Raw genomic sequence first — 16463 nt, 5'->3', positions numbered from 1 at the left:
GGGCGTGATGGGGGCGCTGTGCACCATAACAATACGTTGACGCGACTCGGCATCCGTCGAGCGCAGCACTTTCGGGGAAGTAACGATGAAGATGCGACGACTCTTGGGCGCAGGTGCCGCTTTGGTGCTGGCGATCAGCTCTACTGTAGCCAGCGCCGAAGGCAAAGAAGTGACTATCGGTTATGTCGACGGCTGGTCGGACAGTGTTGCCACGACCAACGTGGCCGCTGAAGTGATCAGGCAGAAACTCGGTTATGACGTGAAACTGCAAGCAGTCGCCACCGGGATCATGTGGCAGGGCGTGGCCACTGGCAAACTCGATGCCATGATGTCTGCGTGGCTGCCTGTGACCCATGGTGAATACTGGACCAAGAACAAGGACCAGGTTGTCGATTACGGTCCGAACTTCAAGGACGCGAGAATCGGCCTGATCGTGCCGGAGTACGTCAAAGCCAAATCCATTGAAGACCTTAAAACCGACGACAGCTTCAAAAAACGCATCGTCGGCATCGACGCCGGTTCGGGCGTGATGATCAAGTCCGAGCAGGCAATCAAGGACTACGATCTGACCGGGTATCAACTCAAGGCCAGTTCCGGCGCCGGCATGATTGCCGAGCTGACCCGTGCCGAGAAGAAAAACGAATCGATTGCCGTCACCGGTTGGGTGCCGCACTGGATGTTCGCCAAGTGGAAACTGCGCTTCCTGGACGACCCGAAAGGCGTTTATGGCGCGGCTGAAACCGTGAACAACATCGGCAGCAAAGAACTGGCAACCAAGGCTCCGGAAGTTGCCAAGTTCATGAAGAACTTCCAGTGGGCGTCGAAAGACGAAATCGGCGAAGTCATGTTGGCCATTCAGGATGGTGCCAAACCTGAAGTCGCCGCGAAGGATTGGGTGGCCAAACACCCGGAACGCGTTGCAGACTGGACCAAATGATTTGAGCTGACGCGTCTAGTCAGTACTTCTCAAGGCCCCTTGGCATATTTGCCAAGGGGCCTTTTGCTTTCCCCTGTGGGAGCGAGCCTGCTCGCGAAGGCGGTGTGTCAGTCGACATAGATATTGACTGACACACCGCCTTCGCGAGCAGGCTCGCTCCCACATTGTTTAACGCATGCTGGGAAATGGCGATTCTGTCATGTCGTTCTAATACTAAGGTCGTCTGGAACCAGTTCCGCAGCCGCATAAAGTGGATAACGTTCCAACTTCATCTGTGCTGCGAGGATAAAAACAATGAACGACAGCATTTACCTCTCGATTCAAAACAGCCCGCGCTTCAAGGAGCTGGTTAGTAAGCGAGAAAGGTTCGCCTGGATTCTTTCGGCGATCATGCTTGGGCTTTACTCCGGATTCATCCTTTTGATTGCTTACGGGCCGCATATTCTGGGGGCGAAAATCAGCCCCGAGTCTTCGATTACCTGGGGGATACCGATTGGTGTCGGGCTGATTCTCTCGGCCTTTATCCTGACTGCAATCTACGTACGACGCGCCAATGGCGAATTCGACGACCTGAACAATGCGATTCTCAAGGAGGCTCAGCAATGATCCGGCGTCTAATGGCTCTATTGAGCATCGCAGCCTTTGCACCTGGCGCCTGGGCGGCTGAAGCCCTGACCGGCGAAGTGCATAAACAACCGCTGAACGTTTCCGCGATCCTGATGTTCGTCGCGTTCGTCGGTCTGACCTTGTGCATCACCTACTGGGCTTCCAAGCGCAACAATTCGGCAGCCGATTACTATGCGGCGGGCGGCAAGATCACCGGCTTCCAGAACGGTCTGGCGATTGCCGGCGACTACATGTCGGCGGCGTCCTTCCTGGGTATTTCCGCCCTGGTGTTCACCTCCGGCTACGACGGCCTGATCTACTCGATCGGCTTTCTGGTGGGATGGCCGATCATTCTGTTCCTGATCGCCGAGCGCCTGCGTAACCTGGGTAAATACACCTTTGCCGACGTGGCGTCCTATCGCCTTGGGCAAACCCAGATCCGCACGCTGTCTGCTTGCGGTTCGCTGGTGGTGGTGGCGTTCTACCTGATCGCGCAAATGGTCGGTGCCGGCAAGCTGATTCAGCTGCTGTTCGGTCTCGACTACTACGTTGCGGTGATCCTGGTCGGTATCCTGATGTGCCTGTACGTGTTGTTCGGCGGCATGCTGGCGACCACTTGGGTGCAGATCATCAAGGCCGTGCTGCTGCTGTCCGGTGCCTCGTTCATGGCGCTGATGGTCATGAAGCACGTCAACTTCGACTTCAGCCTGCTGTTTTCCGAGGCGATCAAGGTTCACCCTAAAGGTGAGGCGATCATGAGCCCGGGTGGTCTGGTGAAAGATCCGGTCTCGGCGTTCTCCCTTGGCCTGGCACTGATGTTCGGTACCGCTGGCCTGCCGCACATTCTGATGCGCTTCTTCACCGTGAGTGACGCGAAAGAAGCTCGCAAGAGCGTGCTGTACGCAACCGGCTTCATTGGCTACTTCTATATTCTGACGTTCATCATCGGCTTCGGCGCGATCCTGCTGGTCAGCACTAACCCTGCCTTTAAAGATGCGGCTGGCGCGTTGTTGGGCGGCAACAACATGGCGGCGGTGCACCTGGCTAATGCGGTCGGTGGCAGTATTTTCCTGGGCTTTATCTCGGCGGTGGCGTTCGCGACCATTCTGGCAGTCGTTGCCGGTCTGACGCTGGCCGGTGCTACGGCGGTGTCTCACGACCTTTACGCCAGCGTGATCAAGAAGGGCAAGGCCAACGACAAGGATGAAATCCGTGTTTCGAAAATCACCACCATCTGTCTGGGTGTGTTGGCGATCGGTCTGGGTATTCTGTTCGAAAGCCAGAACATCGCGTTCATGGTGGGCCTGGCGTTCTCCATCGCGGCGAGTTGTAACTTCCCGGTGCTGCTGCTTTCCATGTACTGGAAGAAGCTGACCACTCGCGGTGCGATGATCGGTGGCTGGTTGGGTCTGGTGAGTGCCGTTGGTTTGATGGTCCTTGGGCCAACCATCTGGGTGCAGATCCTGCATCACGAGAAGGCTATCTTCCCGTATGAGTACCCGGCGCTGTTCTCCATGGCCATTGCGTTTATCGGGATCTGGTTCTTCTCGATCACTGACAAGTCGACTGCGGCTGACAATGAGCGGGCGCTGTTCTTCCCTCAGTTTGTTCGTTCGCAGACGGGCTTGGGGGCGAGTGGGGCGGTTGCTCACTAAGGCTTCAGGCTTGTATATATAAGCTGCATTAAACAGAAATGCCCCGGTCGAGAGATCGGGGCATTTTTTTGTTGGGTGCTGATTACCTTGCACCTGTAGGAGCGAGGCTTGCCCGCGAAGGCTGTGTTTCAGGCGACATATTTTTGGATGGTGTACATATCCATTCCTGCGGTAACGGCGGCTTATGGTTTCGCTTTTACAGCGAGTCCCTTTTTCAAACGCCAAAAAGGAACCAAAAGGCTTCGCCCCGGCGTACGGCACTTCGCTAAAGCTCAGTGTTCCCTCGCTCCGGTGTCCATCAGGGGGCATCGCCTACGGTCTGCTTCGCGACGACCTCCTCTCGATGTGTTCGGCTTCGCCGAACGGCGCTACGCGCCTAACCCCCTGATGAACACCTACGCTCGGCCTGCCGAAGGGGCGAGAGATCAAAAGCAGAATCAAGATCTAAAGCCACAGCCACAGCAAGATCAAAAGATCGCAGCCTCGTTTCACTCGACAGCTCCTACAGGGGATGGGTGTACACCCGCTTCTCACCACTCAACAGGTCGAGCGTTAGCTCGCCTGCAGCTCTTGATCTTGCTTTGCCCGCCCCTTCGGAACGAAGGAACGCCGAGCCTAAGCGAGGTGCCGGACGCTCGGGGCGAGCCTTTTTTTGCTTACTTATTTGAGGCGTTTGTCAAAAAAGTGAGTCGCCGTAAGGGCCATCCCTTTCAAGGTCTTTGATAAAATCCCCCAAAAATACCGGTCAGGACGACGAGACGATGTGGGCAGAGGTTTTAGCGCGGTTCGAGAAAAAAGCACCGGCCAGTGTCATGGCCAAATTGGTGTTGGAGCAGGCCATTGCGCCTGAGTGGGTCGATCAGGTGTTTGAAGAGCATCGTCAACGGCAGTACCCGCGTGAGCTTTTGTTTTCGACTATCGTTGAGCTGATGTCCTTGGTTTCACTGGGTTTGCGGCCTTCGCTGCATGCCGCAGCGCGGCAGATGAATGATCTTCCCGTCAGCTTGGCGGCGCTCTATGACAAGGTCAGTCGCACAGAGCCTGCGCTGCTGCGTGCCTTGGTAATCGGCAGCGCACAGCGCCTGGCTCCGACGATTGAAGAGCTGGGTTGTTCTGCCATTTTGCCTGGCTGGCAACTGCGAGTCGTTGACGGTAACCACCTGCCTTCCAGCGAAAAACGTTTGGGCGCTTTGCGCCGTGAACGAGGCGCCGCTCGGCCTGGTTTTTCGGTCGTGGTTTACGACCCTGATCTCGACCAGGTCGTCGACCTTCAGCCCTGCGAAGATGCTTACGCCAGCGAGCGCGTCAGCGTGCTGCCGTTGCTGGAAAAAGCCAGTGCTGGCCAACTGTGGATGGCTGATCGACTGTATTGCACGCTCCCGGTCATGGAGGCCTGCGAAGATGCCGGGGCTTCATTCATTATTCGTGAGCCAAGTAAGCATCCGCGCCTGTTTCAGGAAAGCGACTGGCAGGAGTCTGTCGCGGTCGCGACGGGAAACGTGCGCGAGCAAACCATCGAAGTGAAAAGCGGACGCCAGTGGCGGCGTGTCGAACTTCGCCTGCAAAAACCCACCGAATCAGGCGACGCCACGCTGTTGTTCTGGAGCAACTTGCCCGACACCATCAGCGCTGAACAAATCGCCGACTTGTACCGTCGTCGCTGGAGTATCGAAGGGATGTTCCAGCGCCTGGAATCGGTGCTGGAAAGTGAAATCGAAACCTTGGGCAACCCTAAGGCAGCCCTGCTGGGGTTTGCGTCGGCTGTGTTGGCTTACAACATTTTGTCGGTGCTTAAGCGCAGCGTTGAACAGGCTCATCGCCAGACCCAACCTGAAGATTGGGAGGCATCGATTTTCCACCTGACGATACAGGTACGCAGTGGTTATGAGGGCATGCAGATTGCCTTGCCGCCAGAGCACTTATCCATCCCAATCCGCGCAGGAGGGCTGGCTCAGCACTTACTGGCGCTGGCCAGAAAAGTCCCGCCAAAAACCGTCGCTAAAAGCAAACGAGGTCCGAAGGTGCCTAAATCCAAGGAGTGGCTTGAAGGCAAGGCAGTGCATGCCCACGTGTCGACGGATAGGGTGCTCAAGGCCGCCAAAGTCAAAAGCCTTGAAAGGGATGGCCGTAAGGGCGAAACCCTAAGTGGCCGTTACCGCAGGAATGGATATGTACACCATAAAGGAGCCAGTCGGCCTTCAGGCCGCTGAACCAGCACAAACAAAAACGGCCTCTATATGAATAGAGGCCGTTTCCGGCGCAGCTTAAGACGTTATCGCAAGACAGGTCTTATTTGCGGTCTTCCAGCTTGGTAATGTCACGCGACTCGTAGCCGGTGTACAGCTGGCGCGGACGGCCAATCTTGTACGGGCTGGAGAGCATTTCTTTCCAGTGGGAGATCCAGCCGACGGTCCGCGCCAAAGCGAAGATCACGGTGAACATGCTGGTTGGAATGCCGATCGCCTTGAGGATGATCCCCGAGTAGAAGTCGACGTTCGGGTACAACGAGCGTTCGATGAAGTACGGGTCGGTCAGGGCGATCTCTTCCAGGCGCATGGCCAGTTCGAGTTGCGGATCGTTGGTGATGCCCAGTTCCTTCAGCACTTCGTCGCAGGTCTGCTTCATGACTGTTGCGCGTGGGTCGCGGTTTTTGTAAACCCGGTGACCGAAGCCCATCAGTTTGAACGGATCGTTCTTGTCCTTGGCCTTGGCGATGTACTTGTCGATGTTCGACACATCGCCAATTTCATCGAGCATGGTCAAAACAGCTTCGTTCGCGCCGCCGTGGGCAGGGCCCCACAGTGCAGCGATGCCGGCGGCGATACAGGCGAACGGGTTGGCACCCGAAGAACCGGCCAGACGTACGGTGGAAGTCGATGCGTTCTGCTCGTGGTCGGCATGGAGGATGAAGATCTTGTCCATGGCGTTGGCGAGTACCGGGCTGATCGGTTTGATCTCGCACGGGGTGTTGAACATCATGTGCAGGAAGTTTTCCGCGTACGTCAGGTCGTTGCGCGGGTACATCATGGGTTGGCCCATCGAGTACTTGTAAACCATCGCTGCCAGGGTCGGCATCTTGGCAACCAGACGGATCGCGGAGATTTCGCGATGCTGCGGGTTATTGATGTCCAGGGAGTCGTGGTAGAAGGCCGAGAGGGCGCCGACTACACCGCACATGACGGCCATCGGGTGGGCGTCGCGACGGAAACCGTTGAAGAACGTCTTCAGCTGCTCGTGAACCATGGTGTGGTTCTTCACGGTGCTGACGAACTGGGCCTTCTGTTCTGCGGTCGGCAGTTCGCCGTTGAGCAGCAGATAGCAGGTTTCCAGGTAGTCCGACTTTTCAGCCAGCTGTTCGATCGGGTAGCCGCGGTGCAGCAGAATGCCGTTGTCGCCGTCGATATAGGTGATCTTCGACTCGCAGGAAGCTGTCGACATGAAACCAGGGTCAAAGGTGAAACGGCCCGTGGCCGTCAGGCCCCGAACATCGATAACATCGGGACCAACGGTGCCGGTTAAAATGGGCAGCTCGACGGGGGCTGCGCCCTCGATGATCAACTGCGCTTTTTTGTCAGCCATGTGGCCTCCTATTTATGCTTGAAATCATCAGACAGACCCCCCACGCAGGGCCCGCACCACTATAGTGAGATAAATTCGAATGTCAATTTGCCTAAAGTCTTGCTCCAGAAGGCTTTAACCGGACTTTTTCCTCGAAATTGACTGCCATTTACGCCTTTTATACGACTTGTGCAATGAGCTATTAGGGGAAGGCGATTGCGTTGTCATTAGTAGCCTAACTGTCTATACTCGGCCTCCGACCGCCAGGGGCTTTTGGGCCTGCTTTACTGGGGGTCGCACTCCCTGGGTGGTGGGTACCTGACCAGTGCACTCCCCAACAACTTTGCCCTGATTGTTAGGGGCTCTTCAGTGTGAAAAAAAGCCGTGAATAGCCAACGACCTGTAAACCTAGACCTAAGGACCATCAAACTCCCAGTCACTGCTTACACGTCCATTCTTCACCGAATCTCCGGAATCATCCTCTTTGTCAGCCTGGCCATCATGCTTTATGCATTGGACAAGTCGCTCGACTCGGAAGAAGGCTTCGGTCAGGTGAAAGCGTGTCTGACCAGTCCGCTAGCCAAGCTAGTGACATGGGGCATCCTGTCCGCCTTGCTGTATCACTTGGTTGCCGGTGTGCGCCACTTGATGATGGACATGGGCATCGGCGAGTCGCTTGAAGGCGGCAAACTGGGCTCGAAAATCGTTATCGCCGTTTCCGTGGTGGTAATCGTTCTGGCAGGAGTTTGGATATGGTAACTAACGTCACGAACCTGTCGCGTTCGGGCCTCTATGACTGGATGGCACAACGTGTGTCTGCGGTCGTTCTCGCGGCTTATTTCATCTTCCTGATCGGATACGTCGTTGCCCATCCTGGCATCGGCTACGCCCAATGGCATGAACTGTTCGCAAGCAACTGGATGCGTATTTTCAGTCTCCTGGCCCTCGTTGCCCTCGGCGCTCACGCCTGGGTCGGCATGTGGACCATCGCGACCGACTACCTGACGCCAATGGCGTTCGGCAAGTCCGCGACTGCAATACGTTTCCTCTTCCAGGCAGTATGCGGCGTCGCGATGTTCGCGTACTTCGTCTGGGGTGTGCAGATTCTTTGGGGTATCTGATTCATGTCTACTACAGTTAATACGCTTTCGTTCGACGCCATCATTATTGGCGGCGGCGGTGCCGGCATGCGCGCTGCGCTCCAGCTGGCACAAGGTGGTCACAAGACTGCCGTAGTTACCAAGGTTTTCCCGACGCGTTCGCACACTGTATCCGCCCAGGGTGGCATCACCTGCGCCATCGCGTCCGCTGATCCGAACGATGACTGGCGCTGGCACATGTACGATACCGTCAAGGGTTCCGACTATATCGGTGACCAGGACGCTATCGAATACATGTGTTCCGTAGGCCCGGAAGCAGTCTTCGAACTCGAGCACATGGGCTTGCCGTTCTCCCGTACCGAACAAGGCCGCATCTATCAGCGTCCGTTCGGCGGTCAGTCGAAAGACTTCGGTAAAGGTGGCCAGGCTGCCCGTACGTGCGCTGCTGCCGACCGTACCGGTCACGCACTGCTGCACACCCTGTACCAGGCCAACCTCAAGGCCGGCACCGTATTCCTCAACGAATACTACGGCGTCGACCTGGTGAAGAACGAAGACGGTGCCTTTGTCGGCATGATCGTCATCTGCATCGAAACCGGCGAAACTTCCTACGTCCGCGCAAACGCCACCGTACTGGCGACCGGCGGTGCAGGTCGTATCTACTCGTCCACCACCAATGCCCTGATCAACACCGGTGACGGCGTCGGCATGGCTCTGCGTGCTGGCGTACCGGTACAAGACATCGAAATGTGGCAGTTCCACCCGACCGGCATCGCTGGCGCCGGTGTACTGGTGACTGAAGGCTGCCGCGGTGAAGGCGGTTACCTGATCAACAAGCACGGCGAGCGTTTCATGGAGCGTTATGCTCCGAACGCCAAAGACTTGGCTGGTCGTGACGTTGTTGCTCGCTCGATGGTTAAAGAAATCATCGCCGGTAACGGTTGCGGTCCCGATGGCGACCACGTAATGCTGAAACTCGATCACCTCGGTGAAGAAGTTCTGCACAGCCGTCTGCCAGGCATCATGGAACTGTCCAAGACCTTCGCTCACGTCGATCCAGCCGTGGCGCCGATTCCGGTCGTTCCAACCTGCCACTATATGATGGGCGGCGTGCCGACCAACATTCACGGTCAGGCAATCACTCAGGACGCCGACGGCGTTGACCAGATCATCCCAGGCCTGTTCGCCGTAGGCGAAGTGGCCTGCGTATCGGTTCACGGGGCCAATCGTCTGGGCGGCAACTCGTTGCTCGACCTGGTGGTATTCGGTCGTGCAGCCGGCCTGTTCCTGGAACAGACCCTGAAAGAAGGCGTCGACTACACCCGCGCTCGCCAGTCCGACATCGACGCTGCCCTGGCACGTCTCGATGGCCTGAACTCGCGTACCGAAGGCGAAGACGTCGCCACCCTGCGTAAAGAGCTGCAAAGCTGCATGCAGAACTACTTCGGTGTATTCCGTACCGGCGAATACATGCAGAAGGGTATTGCTCAGCTGGCTGATCTGCGTGGCCGTATCGCCAACGTCAAGATCAACGATAAGAGCCAGGCGTTCAACACCGCTCGTATCGAAGCGCTGGAATTGCAGAACCTGCTGGAAGTGGCCGAAGCTACCGCCATCGCCGCAGAAATCCGCAAAGAGTCCCGCGGCGCTCACGCCCGTGAAGACTACGAAGATCGCGACGACGAAAACTGGCTGTGCCACACCCTGTACTTCCCGGGTGACAAGCGCGTCACCAAGCGTGCTGTGAACTTCTCGCCGAAGACTGTTCCGACTTTTGAACCTAAGATTCGGACTTATTAAGGGTGGCCGCCATGTTGCAAGTCAGTGTTTATCGCTACAACCCTGATCAGGACGCCGCGCCGTTCATGCAGGAATTTACGGTCGATACCGGTGGTAAAGACCTGATGGTGCTGGACGTGCTGGCCCTGATCAAAGAGCAGGACGAAGGTTTCTCCTATCGTCGCTCTTGCCGTGAAGGTGTTTGCGGTTCCGACGGCATGAACATCAACGGCAAAAACGGTCTGGCATGCGTCACGCCGCTGTCCGCTGTCGTAAAAGGTAACAAGCTGATCGTTCGTCCTCTGCCAGGTTTGCCGGTTATTCGTGACCTGGTCGTCGATATGAGCATCTTCTACAAGCAATACGAAAAGGTTAAGCCATACCTGCAGAACGACACGCCGGCTCCGGCCATCGAACGTCTGCAGTCCCCTGAAGAGCGTGAAAAGCTCGACGGTCTGTACGAGTGCATCCTGTGCGCTTGCTGCTCGACCTCTTGCCCGTCCTTCTGGTGGAACCCGGACAAGTTCCTGGGTCCAGCTGCTCTGCTGCAAGCGTATCGCTTCCTGGCAGACAGCCGCGACACCAAGACTGCCGAGCGTCTGGCTTCGCTGGATGACCCGTTCAGCGTATTCCGCTGCCGCGGGATCATGAACTGCGTCAACGTCTGCCCGAAAGGCCTGAACCCGACTAAGGCCATCGGTCACGTACGTAACATGCTGCTGCAAAGCGGCGTGTGATTCAGCTGCTGTACCCGTAGGACCGCTGTACCCGTAGATGCTACGGCGCAGGCTTCAACCGGCGCCGTAGTTTTAACCTGAGCAGCAGCTTATAAGGCTGCGGCTCTTATTTTGAAGAAATGAGACAAGCAGGGGCATCCGGGCTGGTACCCGGACTATCAGCGTGATCCTAAGTGGCTTGTTTTAGTCGCTGCATTCGGACTTCTGCAAGTGTACTCGGTGTCGACGCCGGTGGTGTTCCCCTAACCGAGGGTGACCAAGCATGCAAGAAAGCGTGATGCAGCGCATGTGGAACAGCGCCTACCTATCCGGTAGTAACGCTGCCTATGTGGAAGAGCTCTACGAGCTCTACCTGCACGACCCTAACGCTGTGCCAGAAGAGTGGCGCACCTACTTCCAGAAGTTGCCAGCTGACGGCAACACTGCCACCGATGTTTCGCACTCCACAATTCGCGATCATTTCGTCTTGCTGGCAAAGAACCAGCGCCGCGCTCAACCGGTTTCCGCCGGCAGCGTGAGCAGTGAGCACGAGAAGAAGCAAGTTGAAGTGCTGCGATTGATCCAGGCCTACCGTATGCGTGGCCACCAGGCAGCCCAGCTTGACCCGCTGGGGCTGTGGCAGCGTCCTGCACCTGCAGACCTGTCGATCAATCATTACGGCTTGACCAATGCCGATCTTGATACGACCTTCCGTGCCGGCGACCTGTTCATCGGCAAAGAGGAGGCGAGCCTACGCGAAATTCACGAAGCGTTGCAGCAGACATATTGCCGCACCATCGGCGCTGAATTTACGCATATCACCGATTCCGAGCAGCGCCAGTGGTTCCAGCAGCGTCTGGAAAGCGTGCGCGGCCGTCCGACGTACTCCGCCGACATCAAGAGCCACCTGCTCGAGCGTGTCACTGCCGGTGAAGGCCTGGAAAAATACCTGGGTACCAAATACCCGGGTACCAAGCGTTTCGGTCTGGAAGGCGGCGAGAGCCTGATTCCGATGCTCGACGAGCTGATCCAGCGTTCCGGTTCCTACGGCACCAAGGAAATCGTCATCGGCATGGCCCACCGTGGTCGTCTGAACGTACTGGTCAACACCTTCGGCAAGAACCCGCGCGAGCTGTTCGACGAGTTTGAAGGCAAGAAGAAGGTCGAGCTGGGTTCCGGTGACGTTAAGTATCACCAGGGTTTCTCGTCCAACGTGATGACCACCGGCGGTGAAGTTCACCTGGCGATGGCGTTCAACCCGTCCCACCTGGAAATCGTATCTCCAGTGGTCGAGGGTTCGGTTCGCGCCCGTCAGGATCGTCGTAACGACCCTACCGGCGAGAAGGTTCTGCCGATCTCCATCCACGGTGACGCGGCATTCGCCGGTCAAGGCGTGGTGATGGAAACCTTCCAGATGTCGCAGACCCGCGGTTTCAAGACCGGCGGTACCGTGCACATCGTGATCAACAACCAGGTCGGTTTCACCATCAGCAACCCGCTGGACTCGCGTTCCACCGAGTACGCGACTGACGTTGCGAAGATGATCCAGGCGCCGATCCTCCATGTGAATGGTGATGATCCGGAAGCCGTATTGTTCGTGACCCAGCTGGCCATCGACTACCGCATGCAGTACAAGCGCGACGTGGTGATCGACTTGGTTTGCTACCGTCGTCGCGGCCACAACGAGGCCGACGAGCCAAGCGGCACCCAGCCTCTGATGTATCAGCAGATCGCCAAACAGCGCACTACCCGTGAACTGTACGCCGATCGTCTGACCCAGAGCGGTGTGCTGGACGTTGAGCGTGTTCAGGCGAAAGTCGACGAATACCGCAACGCGCTGGACAACGGTCTGCATGTTGTAAAAAGCCTGGTCAAAGAGCCGAACAAAGAGTTGTTCGTGGACTGGCGTCCGTATCTGGGCCACGCCTGGACTGCGCGTCACGACACGCGTTTCGATCTGAAAACCTTGCAGGAACTGTCCGCCAAGCTGCTGGAAATTCCGGAAGGCTTCGTGGTTCAGCGCCAGGTCTCGAAAATCTACGAAGACCGTCAAAAGATGCAAGTCGGCGGCCTGCCGATCAACTGGGGTTACGCCGAAACCATGGCGTACGCGACCCTGGCGTTCGAAGGTCATCCGATTCGCATGACCGGTCAGGACATCGGCCGCGGTACGTTCTCGCACCGTCACGCTGTGTTGCACAACCAGAAAGACACGGGTACCTACATCCCGCTGCAAAACCTGTACAAGGGCCAGCCACGTTTCGACCTGTACGATTCGTTCCTGTCAGAAGAAGCCGTACTGGCGTTCGAATACGGTTACTCGACCACCACGCCTGAGGCGCTGGTTATCTGGGAAGCCCAGTTCGGCGACTTCGCCAACGGTGCCCAGGTGGTGATCGACCAGTTCATCACCAGCGGAGAGCACAAGTGGGGCCGTCTTTGCGGTCTGACCATGCTGCTGCCGCACGGTTATGAAGGTCAGGGTCCGGAGCACTCTTCGGCTCGCCTGGAGCGTTACCTGCAACTGTGCGCCGAGCACAACATTCAGGTAGCCGTGCCGACCACGCCGGCCCAGATCTACCACTTGCTGCGTCGTCAGGTGATTCGCCCGCTGCGCAAGCCATTGATAGTCCTGACGCCGAAGTCGCTGCTGCGTCATAAACTGGCCATCTCGACGCTGGAAGATCTGGCCGAAGGTTCGTTCCAGACCGTTATCCCGGAAATCGATGTTCAAGACCCGAAAAAGGTCGAGCGCATTGTTCTGTGTAGCGGCAAGGTCTACTACGACCTGTTGGAAAAACGCCGTGCCGAAGGTCGTGACGACATTGCCGTCGTGCGTATCGAGCAGCTGTACCCATTCCCTGAGGACGACTTGAACGAAGTCCTGGCTCCGTACACCAACCTCAAACATATCGTTTGGTGTCAGGAAGAGCCGATGAACCAGGGTGCCTGGTACTGCAGCCAACACCACATGCGCCGCATCGTTGGCAATCACAACAAGTCTCTCGTACTCGAGTACGCGGGCCGTGATGCTTCTGCTGCACCTGCTTGTGGTTACGCATCGATGCACGCTGAGCAGCAAGAAAAACTGCTGCAAGACGCCTTTACTGTTTAACGCCTTCGCGCACCTGAAACCGAATTTAAGGACCCACAGATAATGGCTATCGAAATCAAAGCCCCCACTTTCCCGGAATCGGTTGCCGATGGCACCGTTGCCACCTGGCACAAAAAGCCGGGCGACGCCGTCAAGCGCGATGACCTGATCGTCGACATCGAAACCGACAAAGTCGTGCTGGAAGTGTTGGCTACCGCTGATGGCGTGCTGGGCGCTATCGTCAAGAACGAAGGCGACACCGTTCTGTCCGACGAAGTCCTGGGCTCCATCGAAGCCGGCGGCGCTGCTGCCGCTCCAGCCGCTGCCGCTGCTCCGGCCGCTGCACAGGCTGCTGCTCCAGCGGCTGAAGGCGAAGACGATCCTGTTGCTGCACCGGCTGCTCGCAAGCTGGCTGAAGAAAACGGTATCAACATCGCTTCCGTTGCCGGTACTGGCAAAGGCGGTCGTGTGACCAAGGAAGACGTGGTAGCCGCTGTTGCCGCCAAGAAAGCCGCTCCGGCTGCTGCGCCTGCCAAGGCTGCTGCTCCTGCCGCTGCTGCTCCAGTGTTCGCTGCCGGCGATCGCATCGAGAAGCGCGTACCGATGACCCGCGTGCGGGCCACCGTCGCCAAGCGTCTGGTTGAAGCTCAATCGAACATGGCGATGCTGACCACTTTCAACGAAGTCGACATGACCGAAGTCATGGCCCTGCGTTCGAAGTACAAGGACCTGTTCGAGAAGTCCCACAACGGCGTGCGCCTGGGCTTCATGTCGTTCTTCGTCAAGGCTGCCACCGAAGCGCTGAAACGCTTCCCGGCTGTCAACGCGTCGATCGACGGTGCTGACATCGTTTACCACGGCTACGCCGACGTTGGTGTGGCTGTTTCCAGCGACCGCGGTCTGGTTGTACCGGTTCTGCGTAACGCCGAACTGATGAGCCTGGCTGAAATCGAAGGCGGCATCGCCACCTTCGGCAAGAAGGCTCGTGACGGCAAACTGTCGATGGACGAGATGACCGGCGGTACTTTCACCATCACTAACGGTGGTACCTTCGGTTCGATGATGTCGACCCCGATCGTCAACCCGCCGCAAGCGGCCATCCTGGGCATGCACAACATTCTGCAGCGTCCTATGGCGATCAACGGTCAGGTCGTTATCCGTCCGATGATGTACCTGGCGCTGTCCTACGATCACCGTCTGATCGATGGCAAAGAAGCTGTGACCTTCCTGGTTACCATCAAGAACCTGCTGGAAGACCCGGCTCGTTTGCTGCTGGATATCTGATTTCGTTGCACGGGCCGCCCAGTGATGGACGGCCCTTCTGTAATGACCAGCTTCGTCCCACGACGGTCCTCAAAAGGGGCCGTCCGGTTTGATTCGAGAAGGAATGACACATGACTCAGAAATTCGACGTGGTAGTGATTGGCGCGGGCCCTGGCGGCTACGTGGCTGCCATTAAAGCAGCGCAACTGGGCCTCACCACTGCCTGCATCGAGAAATACACCGACAAGGAAGGCAAACTGGCCCTCGGCGGTACTTGCCTGAACGTCGGCTGCATTCCATCCAAGGCGCTGCTGGACAGCTCCTGGAAATACAAGGAAGCCAAAGAAGGCTTCGCGATCCACGGTATCAACCACGCTGGCGTGACCATGGACGTGGCGGCAATGGTTGGCCGTAAAGCCAACATCGTCAAAGGCCTGACCTCTGGCGTTGCAACCCTGTTCAAGGCGAACGGCGTCACTTCCCTGCAAGGCCACGGCAAACTGCTGGCCGGCAAGAAAGTTGAACTGACCAAGCCAGACGGCACCGTCGAAATCATCGAAGCCGAGAACGTGATTCTGGCTTCGGGCTCGCGTCCGATTGACATTCCACCGGCTCCTGTTGACCAGAACGTGATCGTCGATTCGACTGGCGCGCTGGAATTCCAATCGGTACCTAAGCGTCTGGGCGTGATCGGCGCTGGCGTCATCGGTCTGGAACTGGGTTCTGTCTGGTCCCGTCTGGGTTCGGAAGTGGTTGTTCTGGAAGCGCTGGAGAAGTTCCTGCCAGCCGCTGACGACGCCGTTTCCAAAGAAGCCTACAAAACCCTGATCAAGCAAGGTCTGGACATCAAGCTGGGCGCTCGCGTCACCGGTTCCAAAGTGAACGGCAACGAAGTTGTGGTGAACTACACCGACGCCAATGGCGAACAGAACATCACGTTCGACAAACTGATCGTTGCCGTTGGTCGCCGTCCGGTGACCACCGAGCTGCTGGCAGCTGACAGCGGTGTGAACATCGACGAACGTGGCTTCGTTTTCGTTGACGACCAGTGCGCGACCAGCGTTCCGGGCGTTTACGCGATCGGCGACGTGGTTCGCGGCATGATGCTGGCGCACAAGGCGTCCGAAGAAGGCATCATGGTGGTTGAGCGCATCAAGGGCCACAAAGCCCAAATCAACTATGACCTGATCCCGTCTGTTATTTATACTCACCCGGAAATCGCGTGGGTCGGTAAAACCGAGCAGACCTTGAAGGCTGAAGGCGTTGAAGTTAACGTTGGCACCTTCCCGTTCGCAGCCAGTGGCCGTGCCATGGCAGCCAACGACACCGGCGGTTTCGTGAAAGTCATTGCTGATGCCAAGACTGACCGCGTATTGGGCGTCCACGTGATTGGCCCGAGCGCTGCAGAACTGGTTCAGCAGGGCGCGATCGGTATGGAATTCGGCACCAGCGCTGAAGACCTGGGCATGATGGTTTTCTCCCATCCGACCCTGTCCGAAGCCTTGCACGAAGCAGCTTTGGCTGTGAATGGCGGCGCCATTCACATTGCCAACCGCAAGAAGCGTTAAGACAAGACAATAAGAAACCACGGCGGAAGGCCCGTCGTGAGCCTTGCGTGCAAGACTCACCGCGGAATGTCCGCCGGACGCAGCCTTGCGTAGTCTCACCGGTTATCCGGAACACCTACGCAAGCAGCAGTCACAGGTGGTGCGGCACTTGAACAAGTGCAGCACCGAATGCGCAGTACCTAACGAA

At 57.3% G+C, this 16463-nt stretch carries 11 protein-coding genes and 1 pseudogene; 11 read left to right on the top strand and 1 reads right to left on the bottom strand.

Going from position 1 to position 16463, the window contains the following annotated elements; translation table 11 throughout:
• The first annotated feature begins 85 nt into the window (after positions 1-85).
• The 4 genes and pseudogenes from ACYZTW_RS24775 to ACYZTW_RS24760 all read left to right on the top strand — a co-directional run.
• Positions 86-937 (top strand): glycine betaine ABC transporter substrate-binding protein, encoded by an 852-nt coding sequence (locus ACYZTW_RS24775; protein ID WP_149629125.1) that lies wholly within the window; start codon positions 86-88, stop codon positions 935-937.
• A 294-nt stretch (positions 938-1231) separates the two neighbouring features.
• Entirely contained in the window at positions 1232-1543 is a 312-nt protein-coding gene (locus ACYZTW_RS24770) for a DUF485 domain-containing protein (protein WP_017337238.1), read from the top strand.
• Positions 1540-3198, top strand: a complete 1659-nt coding sequence (locus tag ACYZTW_RS24765; protein ID WP_462002185.1) for a cation acetate symporter — start codon at positions 1540-1542, stop codon at positions 3196-3198. Before ACYZTW_RS24770 ends, ACYZTW_RS24765 begins: the two co-directional genes overlap by 4 nt.
• An 812-nt stretch (positions 3199-4010) precedes the next feature.
• Positions 4011-5306 (top strand): annotated as a pseudogene (locus ACYZTW_RS24760) (IS4 family transposase); the annotation flags it as partial.
• A 181-nt stretch (positions 5307-5487) separates the two neighbouring features.
• Here the strand turns inward: ACYZTW_RS24760 and gltA are convergent.
• Positions 5488-6777: a citrate synthase gene (gltA, locus tag ACYZTW_RS24755; RefSeq protein ID WP_008148584.1), complete on the bottom strand. Its 1290-nt coding sequence runs from the start codon at positions 6775-6777 to the stop codon at positions 5488-5490.
• A 363-nt stretch (positions 6778-7140) separates the two neighbouring features.
• Between gltA and sdhC the strand changes: the two genes are divergently transcribed.
• From sdhC to lpdA, 7 genes are all read left to right on the top strand, one after another.
• Complete coding sequence (gene sdhC / locus ACYZTW_RS24750; protein WP_033053500.1) at positions 7141-7515, top strand: succinate dehydrogenase, cytochrome b556 subunit; 375 nt, start codon at positions 7141-7143, stop codon at positions 7513-7515.
• The gene (sdhD, locus tag ACYZTW_RS24745) at positions 7509-7877 is read left to right on the top strand and encodes a succinate dehydrogenase, hydrophobic membrane anchor protein (protein WP_027922414.1); all 369 of its coding nucleotides are present in this window, start codon (positions 7509-7511) and stop codon (positions 7875-7877) included. The genes sdhC and sdhD overlap by 7 nt, the downstream gene beginning before the upstream one ends.
• Before the next feature lie 3 nt (positions 7878-7880).
• Positions 7881-9656 carry a succinate dehydrogenase flavoprotein subunit gene (gene sdhA / locus ACYZTW_RS24740; RefSeq protein ID WP_129442284.1) on the top strand — a complete coding sequence of 592 codons (1776 nt, stop codon included), beginning with the start codon at positions 7881-7883 and terminating at the stop codon, positions 9654-9656.
• An 11-nt stretch (positions 9657-9667) separates the two neighbouring features.
• Positions 9668-10372 (top strand): succinate dehydrogenase iron-sulfur subunit, encoded by a 705-nt coding sequence (locus ACYZTW_RS24735; protein WP_111450757.1) that lies wholly within the window; start codon positions 9668-9670, stop codon positions 10370-10372.
• 262 nt (positions 10373-10634) lie between these two features.
• Positions 10635-13466 carry a 2-oxoglutarate dehydrogenase E1 component gene (locus ACYZTW_RS24730; protein ID WP_462002184.1) on the top strand — a complete coding sequence of 944 codons (2832 nt, stop codon included), beginning with the start codon at positions 10635-10637 and terminating at the stop codon, positions 13464-13466.
• A gap of 42 nt (positions 13467-13508) precedes the next feature.
• Complete coding sequence (odhB, locus tag ACYZTW_RS24725) at positions 13509-14729, top strand: 2-oxoglutarate dehydrogenase complex dihydrolipoyllysine-residue succinyltransferase (RefSeq protein WP_010456848.1); 1221 nt, start codon at positions 13509-13511, stop codon at positions 14727-14729.
• A gap of 110 nt (positions 14730-14839) precedes the next feature.
• Positions 14840-16276, top strand: coding sequence for a dihydrolipoyl dehydrogenase (gene lpdA / locus ACYZTW_RS24720; protein WP_462002183.1), 1437 nt, complete (start codon positions 14840-14842; stop codon positions 16274-16276).
• Positions 16277-16463: the final 187 nt, after the last annotated feature.

This window comes from Pseudomonas sp. LB3P25 (assembly GCF_054897985.1).
Note: the sequence above shows the minus strand (reverse complement) of the source record. Positions and strands in the feature narration are given on the sequence as shown.

Coding starts and splice junctions, on each gene's coding strand:
- sdhD (WP_027922414.1), top strand. CDS start 7,509: ATGGTAACTAACGTCACGAACCTGTCGCGTTCGGGCCTCTATGACTGG.
- odhB (WP_010456848.1), top strand. CDS start 13,509: ATGGCTATCGAAATCAAAGCCCCCACTTTCCCGGAATCGGTTGCCGAT.
- ACYZTW_RS24770 (WP_017337238.1), top strand. CDS start 1,232: ATGAACGACAGCATTTACCTCTCGATTCAAAACAGCCCGCGCTTCAAG.
- gltA (WP_008148584.1), bottom strand. CDS start 6,777: ATGGCTGACAAAAAAGCGCAGTTGATCATCGAGGGCGCAGCCCCCGTC.
- lpdA (WP_462002183.1), top strand. CDS start 14,840: ATGACTCAGAAATTCGACGTGGTAGTGATTGGCGCGGGCCCTGGCGGC.
- sdhA (WP_129442284.1), top strand. CDS start 7,881: ATGTCTACTACAGTTAATACGCTTTCGTTCGACGCCATCATTATTGGC.
- ACYZTW_RS24730 (WP_462002184.1), top strand. CDS start 10,635: ATGCAAGAAAGCGTGATGCAGCGCATGTGGAACAGCGCCTACCTATCC.
- ACYZTW_RS24775 (WP_149629125.1), top strand. CDS start 86: ATGAAGATGCGACGACTCTTGGGCGCAGGTGCCGCTTTGGTGCTGGCG.
- ACYZTW_RS24765 (WP_462002185.1), top strand. CDS start 1,540: ATGATCCGGCGTCTAATGGCTCTATTGAGCATCGCAGCCTTTGCACCT.
- ACYZTW_RS24735 (WP_111450757.1), top strand. CDS start 9,668: ATGTTGCAAGTCAGTGTTTATCGCTACAACCCTGATCAGGACGCCGCG.